This is a genomic window from Roseobacter cerasinus (assembly GCF_009811755.1).
Lineage (GTDB): Bacteria > Pseudomonadota > Alphaproteobacteria > Rhodobacterales > Rhodobacteraceae > Roseobacter > Roseobacter cerasinus.
Window position 1 is genome coordinate 312134 of the sequence record NZ_BLIV01000006.1, and the last position, 22752, is coordinate 334885.

Consider the following 22752-nt stretch of genomic DNA (forward strand, 5'->3'; position numbering starts at 1 on the left):
TGACATGCCTGTTCTGGTGATGAAATTCGGCGGTACATCCGTGGCCACGCTCGACCGTATCCGGCGCGCGGCCAAACGGGTCGGTGTTGAAGTGGCCAAGGGCTACGACGTGATCGTGATCGTCTCGGCCATGTCCGGCAAGACCAATGAACTGGTGGGCTGGGTGAACGAGACCTCGCCGCTCTATGACGCGCGTGAATATGATGCCGTGGTGTCCTCGGGCGAGAACGTGACGGCGGGCCTGATGGCTCTGACCCTGCAGGAAATGGACGTGCCCGCGCGCAGCTGGCAGGGCTGGCAGGTGCCGGTGCGCACGACCTCCGCCCATTCCGCCGCGCGGATCGAGGAGATACCGGCCGACAACATAATGGCGAAGTTTGCCGAAGGCATGAAGGTGGCGGTGGTCTCTGGCTTTCAGGGCGTCAGCCCCGAGGGACGCATCACCACATTGGGGCGCGGCGGGTCCGACACAACGGCGGTGGCCTTCGCCGCCGCTTTCGAGGCGGAACGCTGCGACATCTATACGGATGTGGATGGTGTCTACACAACCGACCCACGTGTCAGCCCCAAGGCCCGCAAGCTCGAAAAGATCGCCTTTGAGGAAATGCTGGAACTGGCCAGCCTGGGTGCCAAGGTGCTGCAGACGCGGTCTGTCGAGCTGGCGATGCGCTACAAGGTGCGGCTGCGGGTGCTCAGCAGCTTTGAAGAACAATCGGACAACGCAGGCACGCTGGTCTGCGACGAGGAGGATATCATGGAAAGCAATGTTGTGGCGGGTGTGGCCTTTTCACGCGACGAATCGAAGATGACTCTCGTGAGCGTGGCGGACCGGCCCGGGATCGCGGCGAGTATCTTCACCGCGCTCAGCGAGGGCGGCGTGAATGTCGACATGATCGTGCAGAACATCTCGGAAGAGGGGCGCACCGATATGACCTGGTCCTGCCCCACCGATCAGGTGGCGCGCGCCGAAAAAGCAGTGGCCGATGCCAAGGCGCAAGGTGTGATCAATTTCCACGAGGTGATCGCGGACACGGATGTGGCCAAGGTCTCCGTTGTTGGGATCGGCATGCGCAGCCACACCGGGGTGGCGGCCAAGATGTTCCAGGTGCTCAGTGCTGAAGGTATCAACATCAAGGTCATCACCACATCAGAGATCAAGATTTCGGTGCTGATCGACAGGAAATACATGGAACTCGCGGTTCAAGCGCTGCATGATGCGTTCGAGCTGGAGAAAGCTGCCTGAAACCGCAGGTGAAGCGCCACAGAATGTGGGAGGACCGCGCGCGTGGCAGAGCGTCTTGAAACCGAATCGCGCAAACTGCTTGGGCGGCTGCGGGACGCGATGGCGGGCGATGTCGAAGGGCAGGCGCGCCTGAACCGGATCACCCACCTCATTGCCGACAGCATGGGGTGCGAGGTGTGTTCGATCTACCTCTTCCGCGATGAAGACACACTGGAGCTTTGCGCCACGGAAGGGCTGAACCCGGACGCGGTGCACATGACCCGCATGAAGCTGGGCGAGGGGCTTGTGGGCATGGTGGCCCGCAATCGCCGGGTCGTGAACACACCGGATGCGCCGCAAGCGCGGGGCTTCCGCTACATGCCGGAGACGGGGGAGGAGATTTTCTCCAGCTTCCTTGGGGTGCCGGTGCAGCGGCTGGGCGAGGCCCTGGGCGTGCTTGTTGTGCAGTCCAAGATTGCCCGCAAGTTCTCCGCTGACGAGGTCTATGCGCTGGAAGTGGTGGCCATGGTGCTGGCCGAAATGACCGAGCTGGGCGCCTTTGTGGGCGACAATGCGGCGATGTCCGCGCGCCATTCCCAGCCTGCAATGTTCCGTGGCACTGTCGCGCAGGAGGGGGCGGCGGAGGGTCATGTCTGGTTGCACGAACCCCGCGTCGTTGTCACCAACCCCATCGCGGACGACCCCGCGCGCGAGCTGGAGCGGCTGCAAGACGCGGTGGAGCAGCTGCGGGTCGGCGTCGACAAGATGCTGGAGATTGCAGGCAGTCACGACAAGGACCAGCGACAGGTGCTCGAAGCCTACCGGATGTTCGCAAATTCCAAAGGCTGGATGCGGCGGATGGAGGAGGATATCGCCAACGGCCTGTCTGCCGAAGCCGCTGTTGAAAAGGAACAATCCGTCGCCCGCGCCCGCATGGGCCAGGTCACCGACAACTACCTGCGTGAACGGCTGAGCGATCTGGATGACCTGAGCAACCGCCTGCTGCGCATCCTGACCGGGCAGGGGGCGGACACAGGTGCCGAGATGCCCGCCGACCCGATCCTGATCGCACGCAACATCGGCCCGGCGGAGCTGCTGGAATATGGCCGTGGCCTGAGGGGCATCGTGCTGGAAGAAGGCTCCGTCGGCAGCCACGCGGCGATTGTGGCGCGGGCGCTCGCGATCCCGCTGGTGATCCACGCGCAGCGGGTCACGACCGAGGCGTTGAACGGCGATCACATCATGGTGGACGGCGAGCAGGGCATCGTGCACCTGCGGCCTGATGACACCGTGGTCACCGCCTTCCGTGACAAGATTGCCATGCTGGCCGCGGCGCAGGAACGCTATGCCTCGATCCGCGATCTGCCCGCCGAAACGGTGGATGGGGCGGTGCTGTCGCTGCAGATGAACGCCGGACTGATGGCTGACCTGCCGTCGCTGCCCAGCTCAGGCGCGGAGGGTGTGGGGCTGTTCCGAACTGAGCTGCAGTTCCTCGTGCGCAACCAGATGCCGCGCCGGTCAGAGCTGGTCGCGCTCTATGCGCGCGTTCTGGATGCCGCTGGCGGCAAGCCGGTGATCTTCCGCACGCTCGATATCGGGTCCGACAAGGTGCTGCCCTATATGAAGCCCAACGACGAGCCGAACCCGGCCTTGGGCTGGCGTGCGATCCGCGTGGGGCTCGACAAACCCGGCATCATGCGGATGCAGCTGCAGGCGCTGATCCGGGCGGCAAATGGGCGGCCCCTGACGGTGATGTTTCCCTTTGTGGCTCAGCTGGAGGAATACCGCGCGGCGCGCAAGCTCATGGACAAGACCCTCGCCGCCGAGGCGCGGCTGGGCCATGCGCTGCCGGAACATATTGAGGTGGGCGCGATGCTGGAGACACCCAGCCTCGCCTTTGCGCCGCATAAATTCTTTGAAGAGGTCGACTTCCTCTCGATTGGCGGCAATGATCTCAAACAGTTTTTCTTTGCGGCCGACCGCGAGAATGAACGGGTCCGTCGCCGCTATGATACCCTGAACGTCTCATTCCTGAGCTTTATCGAACGCATCGTCGAGCGCTGCGCCGAGACGGATACGCCTGTGTCTTTTTGCGGCGAAGACGCGGGCCGCCCGGTCGAGGCGATGTGTTTTGCCGCCATCGGCCTGCGCCGGCTGTCGATGCGCCCGGCCTCCATTGGCCCGGTAAAGAGCCTCTTGCGCCGCACCGACCTGCAGGAGGTGCGCAAGGTGATTGCGGATGCGCGCCACCGGGGCGAGATGTCGGTGCGCCCGGCGGTCATGGACTGGTTGCGCACCCGGCGTGGCTGACCCCGTAGCGCAGGCCATTTCTCGCCAATTGCCCGGCAGATTTGCTATTCGCCTCAATCCTGTGCGTCTGCGGGATGAGCAATTCTTGAGCATATTTGCGATTTAGCGGCAATTTTTTGGGCATTTTCAACAACCAGCCCCGAGGGCCGGAGCATTCTGTGGCCAACCCGGATGTGGTGCCTCTAACTCAAGCTGCCCATTTGGGCGACAACGCCGCGCAAGGGGCCATCCTGGCAGATTGCTCCCCTCGCGCGACTACAACATCACTGTTGCGGGGCCTGACTACACCGATCGGCTTCTGATGGGGAAGCGCTTTCGGGCGTGTCCGGCCACCCGCAGCAACAACGGGGAACGTATAAAGATGAAATTGAAACTCCACGCAATGGCGGCTGCGGCGCTTCTGGGATCGACCGCCATCGCCGCTGCTGAATGCGCCGATCCGATCAAAGTAGGCGTGCTGCACTCGCTGTCCGGCACCATGGCGATTTCCGAGACCACGCTGAAAGATACCATGCTGATGCTGATCGAACAGCAGAACAAGGCCGGTGGTCTTCTGGGCTGTGAGATCGAAGCTGTGGTTGTCGACCCGGCCTCCGACTGGCCGCTGTTTGCCGAGAAGGCGCGCGAACTGCTGACCGTGCATGAGGTTGATGTGATCTTTGGCAATTGGACCTCGGTGAGCCGCAAATCCGTGCTGCCGGTCATTGAAGAGCTGAACGGTCTGCTGTTCTACCCGGTGCAATATGAGGGTGAGGAAAGCTCCCGCAACGTGTTCTACACAGGCGCTGCACCCAACCAGCAGGCGATCCCGGCGGTGGACTACTTCCTTGAAGAGCTGGGCGTCGAGAAGTTCGCGCTCTTGGGCACCGACTATGTCTATCCGCGCACGACCAACAACATCCTGGAGCAGTACCTGCAGGACAATGGCATCGCGTCTGACGACATCTTTGTGAACTACACGCCCTTTGGTCACTCCGATTGGGCGACCATCGTTGCGGACGTTGTGGCCTTGGGTGAAGACGGCAAGCAGGTGGGCGTAATCTCCACCATCAACGGCGACGCCAACATTGGCTTCTACAAGGAACTGGCTGCTGCTGGCGTCTCAGCCGATGACATCCCTGTGGTGGCTTTCTCGGTCGGTGAGGAAGAGCTCTCGGGCCTCGACACCTCGAACCTCGTAGGCCACCTCGCGGCGTGGAACTACTTCCAGTCGGCTGAGACAGAGGCCAATACCGACTTCATCGCAGCCTGGAAAGAGTTCGCAGGTGAAGAACGTGTGACCAACGACCCGATGGAGGCGCATTACATCGGCTTCAACATGTGGGTGAACGCGGCCACGGCAGCAGGCTCCACCGAGGTGGATGCGGTCCGTGCGGCGATGTATGGGCAGGAATTCCCGAACCTCACAGGCGGCACAGCGGTCATGCTGCCGAACCACCACCTGGCCAAGCCGGTGCTGATCGGTGAGATCACCGCCGACGGTCAATTCGACATCATCTCCAAGACCGAAGAGGTGCCCGGCGATGCGTGGACGGACTTCTTGCCCGCGTCCAAGGTGCTGACCTCGGACTGGAAGGACCTTGGCTGCGGTATGTACAACACCGAAACCAAGACCTGCGTCCAGCTGACGTCGAACTACTAAGATGAGACTGCGGGGCCGTCCTCGGGCGGCCTCGCGCGCCTCCATACCCTTCCCGAACAGTCTGACCTGAATGCCCGCTGCCATGCGCTTCTTTTTGCTTGTCCTTTTTCTGAGCGTCACCGCGCTTGTGCCCGCCCGCGCCGGTGAGCTTCAGGATCTCCTGCAGATCCATGCGGAGGAGGTGGCAAAACCCTCGCGTCGCAGCGTGGGCATGCTGCTGGACGATCTTGTCGCCTCTGGTCTGCCGCAGGTACCCCGCTTTCTGGAACGCTGGGCCGGGCGGGAAGTCTGGCAGGGGCCGGAGGGCGCCTTTGTTTTTGCCGAAGAAGACGGCGATAGTCTGATCCTCGAAGACATCGACGATGGCACCACGCAGACCGTGCCAGATGACGGTTACACCCAGCTGCGGCCCAACGGTGGGGTGCGGCGGGTCATCGGTTCGGCGCTGGTGCAGTTCCAGCTGGCCGACCCTGAGATTTCCCGGCGTATGGCAGCGGTTGAGTCGATCGCACGGCGGCCTGCGGCGGATCAATTGGCGCCGCTGCTGGCCTCTATCGAAGATGAACCAGACCCCGCGCTGAAAGTCCGTAAGACCCAGTTGGCCAATTTCCTGACGGCGCGCTTTGGCGAGACGGCGGAGGCGCGGATCGCTGCCATTTCTTCGCTGTCTTCCGACACCAGCGTCGAGGCACGCAGTGTTCTCAACCAGATATTGAGCCGCGACGAGGGTGTTGCGCCGTCGGAGCCCGAAGGTAATATCGCGCAGATCCTCGACCCGATGCTGGCACCCGCCGCATACTATGCGCAGCTGGTCGACGCCGGGTTTGCGCCGATGCAAACTACACCGGCTATGATCCGGGCCGCGCTGGAAGCCAATATTGACGGTGGCACAGTTGGCGGCGTGCCGCTCGCTCAACTGAACACTGACGCGGCCCGCGAGCGGGCCTACGCCGCGCTGGCGCGCGAGGGCCTTGCACCGCCGCTCGTCATCGTCGAGACGCGGGACCATGCGCTTGGGGCCTACGTGTTTTACGAACTCTATGACGAGAAGGATCCCGCGATCACCGATGCCGCCGCCGCCGCGCTCGCGTCGGTCGAAAGCCGCGTGGCGTTGGAGCAGGCGGCAGATCTTGCGCTCGACGGGCTGTCGCTGGCCTCAATCTACTTTCTCGCCGCTATTGGTCTGGCCATCACCTTCGGCGTCATGGGGGTGATCAACATGGCGCATGGGGAGTTCATCATGATGGGCGCCTATACCGGTTACGTCGTGCAGCTCTTCATCCCGGACTATACGCTGTCGATCATCGTCGCCCTGCCGCTGGCCTTTGCCGTGACCTTCGGTGCAGGGGTGACGATGGAGCGGTTGGTGATCCGCCACCTCTATCACCGCCCGTTGGAGACATTGCTGGCCACCTTCGGGATTTCCATCGCGCTGCAGCAGCTGGCCAAGAACATCTTCGGCACACAGGCCCGTCCGTTGACCTCGCCCGACTGGTTGGACGGCGCCTGGGTGATCTCGGATGTGATCCAGATCAGCTATATCCGCATCGCGATCTTTGTGCTGGCGCTGCTGTTCTTGGCGCTGATCCTCTGTGTTCTGAAACGCACGCGGCTGGGGCTGGAGGTGCGCGCAGTCACGCAGAACCCTGGCATGGCGGCCAGCATGGGCATCAACCCCGACCGCATCAACATGCTGACCTTTGGCCTTGGGTCCGGCGTGGCCGGCATCGCGGGTGTGGCCATCGGGCTATATGCAAAGGTCACCTCCGAGATGGGCGCCGACTACATCGTGCAAAGCTTCATGACCGTCGTGGTCGGCGGGGTCGGCAATGTCTGGGGCACGCTCGCGGGCGCCTCAATGATCGGCTTCCTGCAAAAGGGGATCGAATGGATGAACCCCTCGAACACGCTGGCCGCACAGACCTACATGATCCTCTTCATCATCCTCTTCATTCAATTCCGACCCAAGGGCATCGTCGCGCTCAAGGGCCGGGCGGCGGCGGACTGACCCATGCACAAGAGCTTCATTTCGCAAAACCCGTCGGTGCTGTGGTTCCTTGCCGCTCTCAGCCTGTTCACGCTGACCGTCGTGTTGCTGTCGGAAGCCACAGGCACGGCGATGATCTCCACCTCTTTCGTCAAGACGCTGGGCAAGACCCTCTGCCTCTGCCTGGTGGCCATCGCCATGGATGTGGTCTGGGGCTACTGCGGGATCCTGTCGCTCGGCCATTTCGCCTTTTTCGGGATCGGCGGTTATGCCATCGGCATGTGGCTGATGTATGCGCGCACCGAAACCATCGTGCTCGACAGCCTGTCGGGCCAGGTGATCCCGCCCACGCCGCAGGAGGTGTCGGATGCCATTGGCAACCAGATCTTTGGCGTCGTCGGCTCGTCTGAGTTCCCACTGATCTGGGCCTTTGCCGACAGCCTGTTTCTGCAACTGCTGATGGTGGTTTTGGTGCCGGGCCTTCTGGCGCTGGTCTTCGGCTGGTTAGCCTTCCGCAGCCGGGTGACCGGCGTGTACCTCTCGATCCTGACACAGGCGATGACGCTGGCGCTGTCGCTCTATCTCTTCCAGAACGACAGCGGGTTGCGTGGCAACAACGGGCTGTCGGGGCTGCAAAACATCCCCGGCTTTGAGCAGACACCGCAGGCGATCATCTCGATTGTCTTCTTCGTGGCCTCGGCGGTCGCCCTTGCGGCGGGCTATGTCTTCTTCGCCTGGGTGGTGTCGGGCAAGATGGGATCGGTGATCAAAGGCATCCGCGACAACGAGGCGCGCGTGCGCTTTCTTGGCTATCACGTGGAGACCTACAAGCTCTTCGTTTTCACCATCACTGCCGTTGTCTCCGCCATTGCGGGTGCGCTCTACTATCCGCAAGCAGGGATCATCAACCCCGGTGAGATTGCGCCCATCGCGTCCATCTACCTCGCCGTCTGGGTGGCGATTGGCGGGCGCGGGCGGCTTTACGGCGCGGCGATTGGCGCGGTCTTTGTCTCGCTGCTCTCAAGCTGGTTCACCGGGGGCGGGGCGCCGGATATCAACCTTGGCTTTTACACGATCCAGTGGACAGACTGGTGGCTGGTGCTCTTGGGTGTGTCCTTCGTAGCGGTGACGCTGTTCTTCCCCAAAGGCATCGGCGGGCTTTTTGACTATCTGGTGAGGAAACCCTGATGGCGATGCTGCTGGAAGTCTCGGGCGTTTCTGTCACCTTCGATGGGTTCCGCGCGATCAACAACCTGTCGATCAATTTCGCCGAGGCTGAGCTGCGCGCGATCATTGGGCCGAATGGCGCGGGCAAAACCACCTTCATGGATATCGTGACCGGCAAGACCAAACCCGATACGGGCAAGGTCATCTGGGGAGAGAAGAACATCTCCCTGCTGGGTCTCTCGGAAAGCCAGATCGCGCGGGAAGGGATCGGGCGCAAGTTCCAGAAACCCACAGTGTTCGAGGCGCAGACCGTGCGGCAGAACCTCGCCATGGCGCTTGAAAACCCGCGCGGACCTTTTGCCGTGCTGACGCATAAGAAGACGGCACGGAATGCTGCGCGCATCGAAGCGATTGCCGAGGAGATCGGGCTGATCGATAGCCTCACCCGCGTCGCCGGAGAGCTGAGCCACGGGCAGAAGCAGTGGCTGGAGATCGGCATGCTGCTGGCACAGGAGCCGCGCTTGCTGCTGGTCGACGAACCGGCGGCGGGCATGACCGTGGAAGAGCGCGAAAAGACCACCGACATTCTGCGCAAAGCGGCCAAGACGCGTGCCGTGGTGGTGGTGGAACACGATATGGAGTTTGTGCGCCGCCTCGACTGCAAGGTGACGGTGCTGCACGAAGGGGCTGTGCTGGCCGAAGGCAGCCTGGATCACGTGACGTCCGATCAGACGGTGATTGATGTGTATCTGGGGCGCGGTCATGCTTGAGGTTTCCCATCTCGATCTGCGGTATGGGCAGAGCCAGATCCTCTTTGACGTGTCCCTGTCAGCGGCGGTGGGCGAGATCACGGCAGTTATGGGCAACAATGGCGCGGGCAAGACAAGCCTGCTGAAAGCCATCGCAGGCCGTCATCCGTTCCACGCAGGCAGCCTGCGCGTTGGCGGGGATGCGCTGGCCTCGTCCTCCGCCTTTCGGTCTGCGCGGCAAGGGGTGTCCTATGTGCCGCAGGGGCGTGAGATATTCCCGATGATGACCGTGATGGAAAACCTGGAGACCGGGTTTGCCTGCCTGCCCAAGTCAGACCGGCGCATTCCCGATGAGATTTTCAGCTTGTTTCCAGTCTTGAAGGACATGCAGGGCAGGCGTGGCGGAGACCTCTCTGGCGGGCAGCAGCAGCAGCTTGCGATTGCGCGGGCGCTTGTGACCCGGCCCAGGGTGTTGCTTCTGGATGAGCCCACCGAGGGCATCCAGCCGAATGTTGTCGACCAGATCGGCGACGCGCTGCGTGTGCTGCGAGATCAGAACAGCATGGCGATTGTGCTGGTTGAGCAGAATGCGGACTTCGCCTATGCCCTCGCCGACAGCTTTACCGTGATCGAACGCGGCGTGGTCAAGGGCAATGAGGTCAAGGCCCGCTATAGCAAGGACAGGCTGCTGGCAGACCTCGCACTCTGAGGTCTGCGCCCACCGGTGCTGACCAAATCTGCAGAGCGCTGGCTGGCTGGGCCGCGCTACGCGTCCGAGCCGCCTGCCGGGTGCAATTGGTAGACCCCGCCTGTGTTCAGGTCTTCGATCACGCCAAACAGGTCTTTCTCCTCAACCGGATGTGAGACGAAATACCCCTGCGCCTGATCACATTGGTGATTGCGCAGCCAGGCCAGCTGTTCCTTGGTCTCCACGCCCTCTGCGACAATGGTCGCGCCGATCTGCTCCGCCAGGGTCAGGATCAGGCTGATGATGGGCCCCGATTTGGGCAACTGCGAAACGAAGGATTGGTCGATCTTCAGGCAGTTCAGCTGGAACCGTGAGATGTAGGACAGGTTGGAATAGCCCGTACCAAAGTCGTCAATGGCTATCCGGTATCCCATGCTTGCGATGGCATCGAGCTTCTGTGCGATAAAATCATGATCCCCGATCAGCACGTTCTCCGTGATCTCCAGCTCGATCTTGCCGGTTGGAAAGTCTGGGTGGGACGAGAAATCGCGCAAGGCATCGAGAAGACGTTTGTCGGCGAATTGGCGCGGTGATATATTGATCGACAGTTCGATATCCTTGCCAGACTTGTGCCATGCCATGGAGGTCTGGCAGGCCATCTCAAGAATGAGCTGGCCAAGATCCTCGATCATGCCGGTCTCTTCGCAAATGGCGATGAATTCAGCGGGCATGATCAGCCCGCGCTTGGGGTGTTGCCAGCGTACCAGCGCCTCGGCTGAGACAACCCGGTTGGTGCGCAGACACAAACGTGGCTGGAAATGCAGAATGAACTCACGGTTCTGGATCGCCCGTTTCAGCTCGATCTCGACCAGATCGCGGGCCCTGGCCAGTGCGCCCATTTCTTCACTGAAGAAGGTGATGCGATTCCGACCGTCCTGTTTTGAAGTGTAAAGTGCGATGTCCGCCTCGCGCATGATGGTCGTGAAATGCGATTGGTTGGGCACAAAAGTCGCGACGCCCATGCTCACCGAGGTGCTGAGACGTGTGGCATCATGGGTGATCGGACGCGAGATCAGCTCAAGCATGCGGTTGAGCTTCGCCGCAAGCTCGGTCTCGCAGGGCACATCTTCGAACACGACGACAAACTCATCGCCGCCCAGCCGGACAAATGTGTCTGTCAGCCGGATCGAGGCCGTGACCCGCGCCGCGATCTCCTTGAGGACAACATCGCCCATTTCATGCCCCAGCCGGTCATTGATCTGCTTGAAGCGGTCAACATCGAAGCACAGCAGGGCGCAGCGTTTTGTCTGGTACTGGCCCAGCGTGGCCATGTGTTGCTGCAGGTAGGATCGATTGTAGCAGCCCGTCAGCTGGTCACGATCCGCCAGATAGCGGGCCTTGTCACGTGCGATTTTCAGCTCGCTGACATCGATGGCGGTGACCAGCACCGCCGGATTCCCGGTGACAGCATCCGAGCACTGCTTGACTGTCAGGTCGTACCAGCGCGGCCCGGCGCCGGTGTTGACACGCGCGACCATGCGGTGCTCGCCCGCCGTGTCCAGCTCGCGCAGCAGCTTGTCATAGTCGTCGGGATCGACGAATTTCTCGGCGATGGTCTGCATCGCGTGGGTCGCATTGTTGCGGGCCGCGGGGTTGAGGTAGACGGGCAGCCCATCAGCCTCATGCAGCGCAATCATCACATCGGTGTGCAGCAAGGCCTCGGCGCTGCGCAGATTGTCGGGCTGGTTTTCCGCGCCCCCCACGACCTCACATTGCATCGCCATGCGGCCATCCGGCAGAGGATAGCCACAGAAGATCACCATCAGGCTTGTGGGCTGCCCATTGGGATAAAGCGTCCACATTTCGCTGAAGGTTGCGTCCCGCTCGATAAAATCCAGCTGGTACTGCTTGAGCCGTTTGGCCACCGTGGGTGACATGTCCGTCGCCAGATCACGACTGCGCAGCTCAGCAGCGCTCTCCGCTTGCCACAGGTCGCAGGCTGCCGTGTTGGCGTGAATGATCCGGACCTCGTCGATGTCATAGACCCAGACAGCGGTTCTTAACCGGTCAAGCGGGATCGCCGCCTGCGGTAGCAGATCTGCCGTGTCCGGCGCCTGCGACGGCGTTGGTACAACGGCACCCTCAGCTATGTTTTCACTGCGCATCGCACACCTGCCTTCGGCAGAAAACCCCTAGGCCGCTTTGCTTTTGGCCTGCCCCAGGTCTGACAATGGTTGGAACCCTTCAGTCGCGGCGACCCGATCCACCCATTGCCCAACCGCAGGGTAGTCGGCCATTGCGAGGCCTGCCTCTTCGAGGACATGCACGTAGCCGAAGGTCGCAATATCGGCGATGGAGTAGCCGCCGTGCAGCATGAAGTCGCGCCCGTCCAGATGCGCATCAAGCCGGGACAGACCAACATCTGCTGTTGCCTGCCAGGCTGCAATGTCCTGTTCACGCGCGGCGCGCTGGTCGGGCAGGATTGTTGTGAAGAAGCGGGCCGGAGAGATGAAGGGCTCCAGCTTCGACTGTTCGAAAAACATCCATTGCAGCGCTTCGGCGCGCCCCTCGCGGGTCGCCGGCATCAGATGGCTGCCCTCTGCCAGATACCAGAGCATCGCATTGCTCTCGCCGATGCCGCAGCCGGTTTCCGTCACCAGATGCGGCACCACGCCAAGCGGGCTGATGGCCAGATAATCGGGTGATTTCTGTTCGCCCTTCAGCACGTCAATGAGTTCGAGCTCAAAAGGAATATCCAGCTGATGCATGGCCAACCAGGGTTTGAAACAATTCCCCGACCCAAGACAGGCGTACAATCTGATCATAATGGATCCAATCCTGTGATTTTGCCGTCGTGGGTAGATCGCTGTTGTTAATGGCTCCTAAATTCGGCTCGTCCAGGAATGTCGAATGAATTTCAAATTGCGCGCTTTGGATGAGCTGCGAGCCCCGGCGCCGTAGCATGGATTGCCGCATTGCGCGCGCGGGTCTCGGTCAAACTGCCTAAGCTTTGATCTCTTCAGTGTCTTGCTGGTGCGGGGTTCAGAAAGATCCGGGTATCTTTGATAACCATTAATACAATTTTAAGGCAAAATGCGTAAATTCTGCTTGGTTAACAAATGGTTAATGCGATACCGGATCGCTCAGAAGCGTGCCGTAGCAAATGCCAGAGTGAGAATGAGATGTTAAGTTTTTCAGAGTCCTCCCTGTCCCCCGCATCCTTTGATCAGCCGATCTCGGAGCAGATTTGGCGATCAAAGTATCAATATGTGACCGAAGGCCGCGTGCGGGACGTGTCCGTGAATGACACATGGTTGCGCGTGGCGAAGAGCCTCGCCCAGGCGGAGGACCCGCAGAACCGCCAGGACGTGGCCAGGATGTTCTATGACGCGATGGACGGGTTCAAACTGCTGCCGGCTGGCCGTATTCTCGCGGGCAGCGGGACGCATCGTAATGTGACGCTGGCCAACACCTTTGTCATGCGGTCTATCCCGGACTCCGTTGAAGGGATCATGGACACCGTCAAGGAGGCGGCACTGACCATGCAGATGGGGGGCGGCATCGGGTTTGATTTCTCGACGCTGCGGCCAAAGGGTACGCTGGTGAAGGGGCTGGATTGCCCGGCGGCAGGGCCGCTGCCCGCCATGGACATCTGCAACACGGTTTGTGAGATGCTGGTGACCGGCATGGGGCGTGGGGCGATGATGGCGACCATGCGGGTGGATCACCCCGACATCGAAGCGTTCATTGCCGCCAAGGCGAACCCTTTGCGGCTGCGCAATTTTAACATGTCAGTGATGATCACCGATGCCTTCATGGCTGCGGTAGAGGCACAGGCCGACTGGGATCTCGTCTGGCAGGGGGAGGTCGTGCGTACGGTTAAGGCGCGTGACATCTGGGAACAGATCATGTGGCGCACCTACAGCGCCGCCGAGCCAGGCGTTCTGTTCATCGACCGGATCAATGACACCAATCCGTTGGGTTATCTGGAACAGTTGGCCGCGACCAACTCCTGTGCCGAGCAGCCATTGCCGCCGAACGGGACATGCCCGCTGGCATCGGTCAATCTCGCGCGTCTGGTCAAGGACCCCTTTGGCCCGAATGCCGCGCTGGATCTTGATCAGGTCCGCCATCTGGTCGGGGTGGCCGTGCGGATGCTGGACAATGCCATTGATGTGTCGCGCTTTGCCGTCGCGGCGCAACGCCGGGAGGCCGACCTCAAGCGCCGTATCGGAGTGGGCGTCACAGGCGTCGCTGATGCCCTGATCATGGTCGGGGTCCGCTATGGCACGGCGGCCGCGGGCAAGCTGGTTGGATCGTGGTTGCAGACCATTCAGAACGCCGCCTATCTGGCCTCGGCCGAACTCGCCGCTGCGCGCGGCACCTTCCCGCTTTACAACGCTGAGCGACATTGCGAGGGCGCGGGCATCCAGGCTCTGGATGCGGAGGTTCAGGCCGCGATTGCCAAGCATGGGTTGCGCAATGGCGTGCTGACCACAATCGCGCCCACCGGCACAACCTCGATGTTTGGCGGCAATGTCTCCTCGGGGATCGAGCCGGTTTTTGCGCCGTCCTATTCGCGCAAGATCACCGGCCCGGACGGCGAGAAGCGCGAGCAACTGGTGCAGGACTACGCGCTCTGGCTCTATCGTCAGATGTTTGGGGCGGACGCCCCGCTCACCGATGCCTTTGTGACCGCGCAAGACCTGCGGCCTGCCGATCACGTGCGCATGCAGGCGGTTGCGCAGAGATGGGTCGACAGCGGTATTTCGAAAACGGTGAATTGCCCGGAAGACATCCCCTTCTCGGTCTTTGAAGACGTTTACCGGCAGGCGTTTGAAGCCGGATGCAAGGGGTGCACGACCTACCGGCCGAACCCGGTCACCGGGTCGGTGCTGTCCACATGAGGGCGCTTGGAGGGCTGATGCAAAGGCTTGGCTTGCGGTCAAAGGGCCAGAGCGGTCTGCGCCCGGACGGGCGGCCTGGCTCCCTATTTGCGCCGGATGCGGAGTGGGCGCCGACCCACCGGCACAGGAAGGGTGGGCTCTACCGCGTGCTGGCGCATGGTGTGTTGGAAGCGGACCGCAGCGACGCGGTCATTTATGACGACGCCGAGGGGGTCATCTGGATCCGCGCGCGGGCAGAATTCGAAGATGGCCGCTTCACGCCGCTGCAAGGCTAGAGGCGCTCTGCTCCGCGTTGTGACCAGGGGCTCGCTTGGTCAATAGACACGTCTTCGACCCGAAGACGTGTCTCTTCTCTCAGTCTTAGATCTTGTTGATGGAGTTGCCCCCATCAACCAACATCGCGCTTCCGGTCACAAAGGAGGCCTCCTGTGAGAGAAGGAACTGCGCGGCGTGGGCGATTTCCGATGGTTCGGCCATGCGCTTGAGTGCATGGAAACTGCGCACGACGTCATGGAATTTGGCATCATCGCCGGCCATTGGCGTCTTGGTGCCGCCCGGAAGCAGTGCGTTGATGCGAATGTTTTCAGGTCCGTGCTCCGCCGCGAGGACCTGGGTCAACCCGATCAACCCGGCCTTTGCGGCGGCATAGGCGCCCATTCCGGGCAGACCAACGGTATGCCCCACGAAAGACGACGTGAAAACGATGGACCCACCGCCGCGCTTGCGAAGTGACGGAATCTGGGACTTGGCCGCGAAGAAGCCGCTGTCCAGATTGACCGCAATCGCCTTGCGCCAAGTCTCACTTTCCATGTCCGGGATTGGACCCAAGTCACCGGTTATGCCCGCGTTATTGAATGCCCCGTCAAGCCCTCCGAAACGGGTCTCCGCCAGCTCGACGAGGGCATGGGCATAGGCTTCATCCGTGACATCGCCCGGAACGCAAACGGCATTTCCGTCGCTTTGCGTGATTTGCTTGCTGATTTCATTAAGACGGTCCTCCCGGCGCGCGCCCAGAACGACATTTGCCCCGCTTGAGGCAAAAAGCAGAGCGGCGGCGGCACCTATTCCGCTGCTTGCTCCTGTGATGATGATCGTCTTGTCTTTGAGTCTCATAGCCATGTCTTTCCTTCATTGCATGGCGTCCCAGTAAGGTGGCGGCAGGCCGTCTCGCGACCCGTTTCATGCGCTTGATGGGTCTGCCAAAATGATTGCGCAAGATCCGGGTCTGTCCCTAACAGAGCTGTTGAATGCACCAATAGTTGGATTTGCATTGGTCGAGGAATGCCACATCGGAAAATGCTTCGCGAAGTTCAGCGTCGCGCTTCAGAGACCGGCTAAGGTGGTGTCTAAAGGAAGATGCGCAGGGGAATATGCGCCACAATGATAAGGCACGCAAATGCCTCGACAGAGCGATGATCTTCAGCTCAAAGCCGTTTTTTTGCATTCGCTTCTAGCTTAAGCCAGAGCGTGCGCGGACACTCTTCTGTTAGACTGTTGTGACCAAAGCGCCCGCCCAAAGGCCCAATGCAAAGATCGTATGGGCGGCGAGATTCATGGCCCGCACTTTCCACGGATTGGGGGTTCGAGACGCAGCCCAGCCAAGGCCCAGGCCCGGTTGCAGCAGAAACCATCCGAAACCAACTGTCAGGATTGAAAACAGCAATGCGGGCAGAAACGTGGGCTGAGACAGCCAACCGGGCCCCATGATCGCCGCCAGTGCGATGCCATAGACAATCCCGACTGCATAGTGAAAGGCCCAGCCGATTTGAAGTTCGCCGCGCACCTCAGCGGCTTCGGCGATCGCATCGTGGAATACAACTCCACGGGGCAGGTGCGCCACCCATCGCCCGGGCATGGCCCAATTGGGCTGGGGCTGACCGGTAAATCGGTTGAGCGCCAGCGCCCACAGATCCATTGCAGCCGTCGCCAACACGCCCATGAGCACCCCGGCAATCACGATCTCGGCCATCGATACTCCCTCCAGACTATGCGGGTTTTGTCTCGGGTTGCGGCCCTCTAGACCAGCCCCGAGTTTCAAAGCTGCGACATCCCCATAAGCAACAGAAATGCAGAGAGGGCGCAAGCGACCGTCCGAACAGAATTCCAAAACGTCCAGCGAGGAAGATAGGTGGTGGTCCAGTAGTCCTGCGCAGACGCCGCCGCGGCGTCCATATCCGCAAGAGCCGTGTTCATGGGAACATTGCAGAGTGCGGTCACGCCGAAACAACCGACGACATAGACGGCCCCTGCGGAGATAAGCAAAAGGCCCGCATGTTGACCAACGACCAGACCGCCATATGCGATCAGCACGGAAACGGGCACCAGGCCAAGAAACAAGGCCATGAAGACCCAGCGAAAAACCTCGCGGTTGATGGACTGCATCGCCTGCACGCCACCCGTGCGGGGGGTGTGTGCAAGCGCGCGCATGATGAAATCGGAAAAAGCCAGGAAAACACCGCCGACGAAGGCGATTGCAATGACGGTGAGCTGCAGACATACGAAGAGGATCGGAGACATTCCAGAAGTCCTTTTGAAGGATCAGGCGGGCGTAGGCAGGCCCTCCCGACCACAGGTCAGGCTGCTTTGGACCACGCGCCCGACGCGGCGGCCTTGGCCACATAGTTTGCGAAGTCGCGCGGCGGGCGGCCGAGGGCGCGTTCCACCCCATCACAAACCTGCGCGTTGCGCCCATCAAGCGTTTCGCGCGCGATGGCGGTGAATACATCCGCCACAAACTCACGCCCCGCCGCTGCGATATTGGCATGGAAGTCTTCGAAGCTGATCGGCACATGCTGAACGGGGCGACCGATCCCCGAACTCAGTGCCGCAGCCATATCGGCAAAACTCAGCAGACGTGGTCCGGTCACTTCGTAGAGTTGGCCCATGTGGCCGTCTTCCGTCAGCGCGGCGACAACGACATCGGCAATGTCATCCACATCAATGATGGGTTCTTCGACCATCCCGCCGGGCATGGGCAGCACGCCTTCGAGGATCGGGTCGCGCAGGTAGCCTTCGCTGAAGTTCTGGGCGAACCAGGCTGAGCGGACGAGCGTATAGCTGAGTCCCGAGGCGCGGACGGCCTCTTCCCCCAGGCGCGCGTGATGTTCACCGCGACCCGACAGCAGGACGAGGTGATCAAGGCCGGTCGTCTTGGCGACCTCACAAAAGGCCGCAACCTTTTCAACGGCGCCGGGGAAGGCGAGATCGGGAAAATAGGTCACATAGGCTTTGGACGCGCCTTCAAGCACGGGCGCCCATGTGCTGTTGTCTTCCCAGTCAAAGGGGACGTCGGCCCGGCGATGTCCATGGCGCACGTCGATTTTCACTGCTTCAAGCCGGGCTGTCACGCGCGAGCCGGTTTTGCCAGTTGATCCGACAACGAGGATGGGAGGCGTTTGCATGTGTATGTTCCTTGGTCCAGTTGATGGCCAAGGCGTAGGTGTCGAGGCTGCCTGTCGTCTTGACCCGCGCTGCCAGAGCTTTGACAGACGCGGCCAAGTCAGGACCCTGCACCGCCCCTGCGGTAGCTTGCCGGTGTCTGCCCCATCCAGCGCTTGAACGCGCGGGTAAAGGCGCTTTGTTCGGAGAACCCGGTCAGGAAGGCAATCTCGGACAGGCTGTAGCGTTCGTCCCGCAACATGCCGAGCGCCAACTCGCGGCGTGTCTCTTCGGTCAAAACCTGAAAACTGACCCCATGTTCGGCAAGTCTGCGATGAAAGGAGCGGACGCTGAACCCCATGCCTTTCGCGACATCGGCCATCTTTGGCAGGCCCTCACTCAGGGCGCGTGCAATCCCGTCTTTTGTCTGACGCACAAGGTCAACTTCGGTCTCAAAATCCGCGATTTCCGCGTCCAGGTGCGAGACGATGAACTGCGTGATCCCTTCATCTCCGAGAATATTGGGTTGTAGGAGCGTTTCGTCCGATAGAAGCAGCGCGTCATATGCGCTTTCAAACTGCAGCGGGCAGCCGAAATAAGCCTCGTGCGCCGCGAGGGATCTCGGGGCCGGATGCTTGACCGTAACCTCCAGCGGGACAACGGGAACAGGCGAGACTTGTCTCGCAATGGACACGGCACTTGCGAGGGTCGCTTCGTTTGACAGGCGCATCCCAAGCCTGCGTGGCCCTGCGCGATGCAGAATAAAAAGTACGCCGCGCTCAACCCGTCGAAGCTCGTATTCGACCACACTTGTCCAGAGCCGGGCATAGCGTTCAACCCGCGCAAAGGATCCAAGCAGATTGGGTGCCGCCTTCCACGCGAGACCAAGCGCGCCGTATTCGTCACATCGCATTGCTGCACCAACGGTGATCGGTAAAGCGGTCACGTCGGTCTGTGATGCCATGTCTTCAAGCATGGCGTAATACGCCGCGTCCGAGATCATCACCTTAGGGTCCCGAGGCGCGTCAGGATCCAGACCGGCGACACGCAGGAGCGCGTGCCCATCCACCGCATCTCCGGCGGAGGCGACCATTTTATGCGCAAACAGAGAGGTAACCCGTCCCATGCGAAAAGCCTAACTTCGACGTAGAATACGATATCGCCTAACCATCGTTTGAACAGCTGGGCAATTGCGGTGGCGGAGCTTTTCCGGGGCAATTCCTGGTGCAGGTCACGGTCAGGCCTTCACGTCGCGGTTCTGTTGACCCGCGCAATCAAAGCCTCTCCGCTCTCCTTCCGTTCGCTGTAGCGATCCACGAGATAAGGTGTCACGTCGCGGGTCAGATAGGTGAACTTCACCAGTTCTTCCATCACATCCACCATCCGGTTGTAGTAGGCGGAGGGCTTCATACGGCCGTCGCCATCAAACTGCTGGAACGCCTTTGGGACAGACGATTGGTTCGGAATCGTCAGACACCGCATCCAGCGGCCCAATATGCGCAGCTGATTGACTGCGTTGAAGCTCTGGGATCCGCCACAGACCTGCATGACCGCCAACGTTTTGCCTTGCGTCGGGCGCACCGCACCGATGGACAGTGGTATCCAGTCGATCTGGGATTTCATGATCCCGGTCATGGCGCCGTGGCGCTCGGGCGAGCACCAGACCATACCCTCGCTCCACGTCACCAGATCTCGCAACTCCTGCACCTTTGGGTGGTCTGCCTCGGCATCGTCCGGTAACGGCAAACCGGATGGGTTGAAGCTGCGGGTTTCAGCACCCAGGCGCTCCAGAACACGCGCGGCCTCTTCCACCATCAACCTGCTGAACGATCGCTTTCGCAGTGAGCCATAGAGCAACAGGATGCGTGGCGCATGAGACGCGCGGTTCGGTTTGACCAGGTCGCTCTCCTTTATTTCGTGAAAGTGCTCTTCGGACAATTGCGGTGTGTCAGTCATCGCGCTTCCCTTTCTTTTTTGCTGAGCCGGTCCTCCAGCATCCAGCGGAAGAACCAGGTTGCCAGAACTGCCGCGACCAATTGCACCACAATGAACGCGCCCACATCTGCTGGCGCGATCCCGGCGAATGTGTCGGAAAAACCCCGCGCGATGGTCACGGCCGGGTTGGCAAAGGAGGTAGATGAGGTGAACCAATACGCTGCCGTTATGTACAAGCCAACGGCCATTGGCACCGCCTGCGGTCGCGCCTTGAGGCAAGCGAGGATTGTCCCGATCAAGCCAAATGTCGCTACAAACTCACCCACCCATTGCCCGATGCCTGTGCGTATCGTCGTGGATGGGTCGATTAAGGGATGTTCGAACATCACATGCGCTGCAAGAACACCCATGATGCCGCCAAAAACCTGTGCCAGAACATAGAGCCCGGCTTCACCGGTCGGGATGTCGCGCTTGATCGCAAAGGAGAGTGTCACGGCTGGGTTGAAATGCGCGCCAGAGATTGGACCAAAAACCGTGATCAGCACCACCAGGATAGCGCCCGTGGGGAGTGTATTGCCCAGGAGGGCCACGGCCACGTTCCCACCGGCCAGACGCTCCGCCATGATGCCGGAGCCAACAACGGTCGCCAGCAAGGAAAAGGTGCCAAGCCATTCGGCCATGAGGCGGCGGTCCAGTGTCATGTCTGTATCTCCCCAAGCATGGCAAAGCGGCCAGTCGAAGCACTGCCGCTGGTGATCTCGGGTACAAAGGTCGAGTCTCAGTCTCCACTAGACCGCAGCAGATTGCAGCCTGTCCATAGCGGGCGTTGGCTGGAAGCGCCAGATATCAGCCGTTGGGAGATGTGGCAGCGCAAGACACTTTTGCGAATGGCCCGATGTCGGAGTGGCAATCACGCGACCTTGCTGTGATTGCCTGTTTGGTGCGGCAGGTGGACGGTTGAGAGCGGGGCGGTTGCAGCTCTGCGCTGCAACCAACCGACCAGAGGGCCCGTGTTACTGCGGCCACAACTCTGTCTCAGGATGGAATTGGGACCAGGCAAACCAGAAAGCCTGATGGCTGCCAAGGTCCGCGCCCTCGGCGCCCACAGCTCTTATTCCGCCGGCGTCAAGTTCCAGGTGGACGTTTTCAACAACGATCTCATCTCCGCGTTTTAGAGCCACCAGTGCTGCGCTTCTTTGAAAAGCCACAGGTGTGCCGGACGCCGTGACAACACCAATGACATCTTCATGCACCGGCAAGCGCGGGTCGACATCGCCGACAGGAAAGATAGGCCCGTTGGCATCCCGTCCATTTCGGAAGTCCGGATCGCGCCCCAGGGCATAGCGCTCCAGCAAAACTGTGGTGTCCGGATGCTCTTTTTTCCAGGTGCCCCAGTCGGTGGTGACAACTGTTGCCTGTTTCAGCTGCAGGTCTTTCTCGGCCAGGGGACCAGTGACCGCATGGCCCAGAAACGTGTCAAAGACAGAGAAGGTGTTGAGATCATACATGACCTTGTTGGACCGGCTCAGCAGTCCGGACGTCCGCAGGATCGGACGTTCGACGCCGATCGGCATACGGTCGGTGAAGTAAGCCTGTGCCGCGCCGCATAGCGTGCAATATGGAATGCCAAGATCACGCCCCCCCAGAGTGTCGTTGACCATTTCACGCACTTCCATGATGCGGCGTGGATAGGCGCGATGTTCGCCGTTGATCGAAATGCCGAACACGATATCATCGTCTTGCAGCCATGTTGCATCTTCGGCGCTGCTGACCTCGGGATTGTCGGCCGCGGGGATGCAATTGCACCCGTTGTCGGTTGTGTCGTAGGGGCGGTCATCGATCAGGACACCCCCCCAGGACACCAACCGCCAGTCTATATCACCTTCGGCAAAGATGCGGTCCCAGCCGGGCACGAGACCAGTGAAAATCGTGCGCTTGAACTTGAGATAGTCGGGCGGTGCCGGAATGTCCCACGCGAGAAGATGGTCGGTCACAACACCCCAGCTGTTGGCGGTGTCGAACTCTTTCCCCAAGAGCGCGCTTGCGGCGCTTGTCAAATCTGCGCCGAGCTGTCGTGATGGCACGAACCGCATCAAATCACTGATGATCCACACCAAACGCGGGTCGCCAGATGAGGCTATTTCCGCAAGCGCAAGGCTTTGATTTTCGTCCCATGTGGAGAGTACGACGCTGTCCACGAATGCCACCCGCAGCGCAAACTGCATCTGCGGAGCGAGTGGCCCATCCGGCACAGCAGGCGGGTGACCAAATTCCTCGATCACGTAATCGGGCAACGGCCTCGCGGTTTGCGCCCGCAGGAGATCAGAATACACCATACTCAACATCAGGAACACTGTTATGAGTAGAGCACGCACAGATCCTCTGCTTGCAAACGTTGCAATCGAAGCCATCATATCAGCAGTCTCCCAAATTCGCGTGGCATGGTGGAACGGAGTTGCACTTGAACAACGTCATTCCGGCACCGCGATCATTTACGGTCATTTGGGAAAGACTGGACTATCCATACGCCCAATCAAAATCACGTTTTCACCAGACTTCGTGAACGATAGGGCCGTTGATCGAGGGCAGAGCGTATGTGAACGCGGCGCGCATGTCGCCTTTGGATAGAGGCGCCAGCCGTCGGCCGACGGGCATGTTGAAGGGTACGGGCGCAACGTTCAGACCAAGACATCTGGCTAAGGAGCACCACAAGACGGTCGGGCGGCTGCGGCATGAGGAAGGGCAGCAGTACCGCAAGAAGTTTGGG

The 22752-nt window shown here is 60.7% G+C and carries 19 protein-coding genes; 9 read left to right on the forward strand and 10 right to left on the reverse strand.

The features are described from left to right. The first annotated feature begins 4 nt into the window (after positions 1 to 4). The 7 genes from So717_RS16650 (at position 5) to urtE (ending at position 9786) form a co-directional block, all read left to right on the forward strand. On the forward strand, positions 5 to 1243 hold the full coding sequence (locus So717_RS16650; RefSeq protein WP_159979351.1) for an aspartate kinase: 1239 nt from the start codon (positions 5 to 7) through the stop codon (positions 1241 to 1243). A 99-nt stretch (positions 1244 to 1342) separates the two neighbouring features. Continuing rightward, positions 1343 to 3532: a phosphoenolpyruvate--protein phosphotransferase gene (ptsP, locus tag So717_RS16655; protein ID WP_438810667.1), complete on the forward strand. Its 2190-nt coding sequence runs from the start codon at positions 1343 to 1345 to the stop codon at positions 3530 to 3532. Positions 3533 to 3914: 382 nt separating this feature from the next. Further along, positions 3915 to 5174: an urea ABC transporter substrate-binding protein gene (gene urtA / locus So717_RS16660; RefSeq protein ID WP_238841022.1), complete on the forward strand. Its 1260-nt coding sequence runs from the start codon at positions 3915 to 3917 to the stop codon at positions 5172 to 5174. An 82-nt stretch (positions 5175 to 5256) separates the two neighbouring features. Further along, positions 5257 to 7182 carry an urea ABC transporter permease subunit UrtB gene (urtB, locus tag So717_RS16665; protein ID WP_159979357.1) on the forward strand — a complete coding sequence of 642 codons (1926 nt, stop codon included), beginning with the start codon at positions 5257 to 5259 and terminating at the stop codon, positions 7180 to 7182. Positions 7183 to 7185: 3 nt separating this feature from the next. Then, entirely contained in the window at positions 7186 to 8349 is a 1164-nt protein-coding gene (urtC, locus tag So717_RS16670; RefSeq protein WP_159979359.1) for an urea ABC transporter permease subunit UrtC, read from the forward strand. Continuing rightward, positions 8349 to 9098: an urea ABC transporter ATP-binding protein UrtD gene (gene urtD / locus So717_RS16675; protein ID WP_159979361.1), complete on the forward strand. Its 750-nt coding sequence runs from the start codon at positions 8349 to 8351 to the stop codon at positions 9096 to 9098. Before urtC ends, urtD begins: the two co-directional genes overlap by 1 nt. Continuing rightward, positions 9091 to 9786, forward strand: a complete 696-nt coding sequence (urtE, locus tag So717_RS16680; RefSeq protein ID WP_159979363.1) for an urea ABC transporter ATP-binding subunit UrtE — start codon at positions 9091 to 9093, stop codon at positions 9784 to 9786. The genes urtD and urtE overlap by 8 nt, the downstream gene beginning before the upstream one ends. A gap of 56 nt (positions 9787 to 9842) precedes the next feature. On the opposite strand, the gene So717_RS16685 is transcribed toward urtE, so the two are convergent. Together So717_RS16685 and So717_RS16690 are read right to left on the reverse strand one after the other, a co-directional pair. Beyond that, positions 9843 to 11930 carry a putative bifunctional diguanylate cyclase/phosphodiesterase gene (locus tag So717_RS16685; RefSeq protein WP_159979365.1) on the reverse strand — a complete coding sequence of 696 codons (2088 nt, stop codon included), beginning with the start codon at positions 11928 to 11930 and terminating at the stop codon, positions 9843 to 9845. 27 nt (positions 11931 to 11957) lie between these two features. After that, positions 11958 to 12590: a glutathione S-transferase family protein gene (locus So717_RS16690; RefSeq protein ID WP_159979367.1), complete on the reverse strand. Its 633-nt coding sequence runs from the start codon at positions 12588 to 12590 to the stop codon at positions 11958 to 11960. Positions 12591 to 12947: 357 nt separating this feature from the next. Between So717_RS16690 and So717_RS16695 the strand changes: the two genes are divergently transcribed. Together So717_RS16695 and So717_RS16700 are read left to right on the forward strand one after the other, a co-directional pair. Next, positions 12948 to 14672: an adenosylcobalamin-dependent ribonucleoside-diphosphate reductase gene (locus So717_RS16695; protein WP_159979370.1), complete on the forward strand. Its 1725-nt coding sequence runs from the start codon at positions 12948 to 12950 to the stop codon at positions 14670 to 14672. Further along, positions 14669 to 14947, forward strand: a complete 279-nt coding sequence (locus tag So717_RS16700; protein ID WP_159979372.1) for a hypothetical protein — start codon at positions 14669 to 14671, stop codon at positions 14945 to 14947. Before So717_RS16695 ends, So717_RS16700 begins: the two co-directional genes overlap by 4 nt. 85 nt (positions 14948 to 15032) lie before the next feature. On the opposite strand, the gene So717_RS16705 is transcribed toward So717_RS16700, so the two are convergent. From So717_RS16705 to So717_RS16740, 8 genes are all read right to left on the reverse strand, one after another. Further along, entirely contained in the window at positions 15033 to 15785 is a 753-nt protein-coding gene (locus So717_RS16705; protein WP_159979374.1) for an SDR family oxidoreductase, read from the reverse strand. Positions 15786 to 16158: 373 nt separating this feature from the next. Further along, positions 16159 to 16641 carry a DUF2938 domain-containing protein gene (locus tag So717_RS16710; protein WP_159979376.1) on the reverse strand — a complete coding sequence of 161 codons (483 nt, stop codon included), beginning with the start codon at positions 16639 to 16641 and terminating at the stop codon, positions 16159 to 16161. 65 nt (positions 16642 to 16706) lie between these two features. Beyond that, on the reverse strand, positions 16707 to 17189 hold the full coding sequence (locus So717_RS16715; protein WP_159979378.1) for an anthrone oxygenase family protein: 483 nt from the start codon (positions 17187 to 17189) through the stop codon (positions 16707 to 16709). Positions 17190 to 17245: 56 nt separating this feature from the next. Continuing rightward, positions 17246 to 18073 (reverse strand): NmrA family NAD(P)-binding protein, encoded by an 828-nt coding sequence (locus So717_RS16720; RefSeq protein ID WP_159979380.1) that lies wholly within the window; start codon positions 18071 to 18073, stop codon positions 17246 to 17248. Between the two features lie 98 nt (positions 18074 to 18171). Next, entirely contained in the window at positions 18172 to 19176 is a 1005-nt protein-coding gene (locus So717_RS16725) for an AraC family transcriptional regulator (RefSeq protein ID WP_159979382.1), read from the reverse strand. 119 nt (positions 19177 to 19295) lie between these two features. Next, a complete protein-coding gene (gene arsH / locus So717_RS16730) occupies positions 19296 to 20006 on the reverse strand; it encodes an arsenical resistance protein ArsH (RefSeq protein WP_159979384.1) in 711 nt (236 codons plus the stop codon). Further along, positions 20003 to 20686, reverse strand: coding sequence for an MIP/aquaporin family protein (locus So717_RS16735; RefSeq protein WP_159979386.1), 684 nt, complete (start codon positions 20684 to 20686; stop codon positions 20003 to 20005). Before So717_RS16735 ends, arsH begins: the two co-directional genes overlap by 4 nt. A 312-nt stretch (positions 20687 to 20998) precedes the next feature. Beyond that, positions 20999 to 22267, reverse strand: coding sequence for a DUF3179 domain-containing (seleno)protein (locus So717_RS16740; protein WP_238841015.1), 1269 nt, complete (start codon positions 22265 to 22267; stop codon positions 20999 to 21001). Positions 22268 to 22752: the final 485 nt, after the last annotated feature.

Bases quoted from the DNA above. Each gene is read 5' to 3' on its own strand.
- So717_RS16650 (WP_159979351.1), top strand. From the start codon at position 5: ATGCCTGTTCTGGTGATGAAATTCGGCGGTACATCCGTGGCCACGCTC.
- ptsP (WP_438810667.1), top strand. From the start codon at position 1,343: ATGGCGGGCGATGTCGAAGGGCAGGCGCGCCTGAACCGGATCACCCAC.
- urtA (WP_238841022.1), top strand. From the start codon at position 3,915: ATGGCGGCTGCGGCGCTTCTGGGATCGACCGCCATCGCCGCTGCTGAA.
- urtB (WP_159979357.1), top strand. From the start codon at position 5,257: ATGCGCTTCTTTTTGCTTGTCCTTTTTCTGAGCGTCACCGCGCTTGTG.
- urtC (WP_159979359.1), top strand. From the start codon at position 7,186: ATGCACAAGAGCTTCATTTCGCAAAACCCGTCGGTGCTGTGGTTCCTT.
- urtD (WP_159979361.1), top strand. From the start codon at position 8,349: ATGGCGATGCTGCTGGAAGTCTCGGGCGTTTCTGTCACCTTCGATGGG.
- urtE (WP_159979363.1), top strand. From the start codon at position 9,091: ATGCTTGAGGTTTCCCATCTCGATCTGCGGTATGGGCAGAGCCAGATC.
- So717_RS16685 (WP_159979365.1), bottom strand. From the start codon at position 11,930: ATGCGCAGTGAAAACATAGCTGAGGGTGCCGTTGTACCAACGCCGTCG.
- So717_RS16690 (WP_159979367.1), bottom strand. From the start codon at position 12,590: ATGATCAGATTGTACGCCTGTCTTGGGTCGGGGAATTGTTTCAAACCC.
- So717_RS16695 (WP_159979370.1), top strand. From the start codon at position 12,948: ATGTTAAGTTTTTCAGAGTCCTCCCTGTCCCCCGCATCCTTTGATCAG.
- So717_RS16700 (WP_159979372.1), top strand. From the start codon at position 14,669: ATGAGGGCGCTTGGAGGGCTGATGCAAAGGCTTGGCTTGCGGTCAAAG.
- So717_RS16705 (WP_159979374.1), bottom strand. From the start codon at position 15,785: ATGAGACTCAAAGACAAGACGATCATCATCACAGGAGCAAGCAGCGGA.
- So717_RS16710 (WP_159979376.1), bottom strand. From the start codon at position 16,641: ATGGCCGAGATCGTGATTGCCGGGGTGCTCATGGGCGTGTTGGCGACG.
- So717_RS16715 (WP_159979378.1), bottom strand. From the start codon at position 17,189: ATGTCTCCGATCCTCTTCGTATGTCTGCAGCTCACCGTCATTGCAATC.
- So717_RS16720 (WP_159979380.1), bottom strand. From the start codon at position 18,073: ATGCAAACGCCTCCCATCCTCGTTGTCGGATCAACTGGCAAAACCGGC.
- So717_RS16725 (WP_159979382.1), bottom strand. From the start codon at position 19,176: ATGGGACGGGTTACCTCTCTGTTTGCGCATAAAATGGTCGCCTCCGCC.
- arsH (WP_159979384.1), bottom strand. From the start codon at position 20,006: ATGACTGACACACCGCAATTGTCCGAAGAGCACTTTCACGAAATAAAG.
- So717_RS16735 (WP_159979386.1), bottom strand. From the start codon at position 20,686: ATGACACTGGACCGCCGCCTCATGGCCGAATGGCTTGGCACCTTTTCC.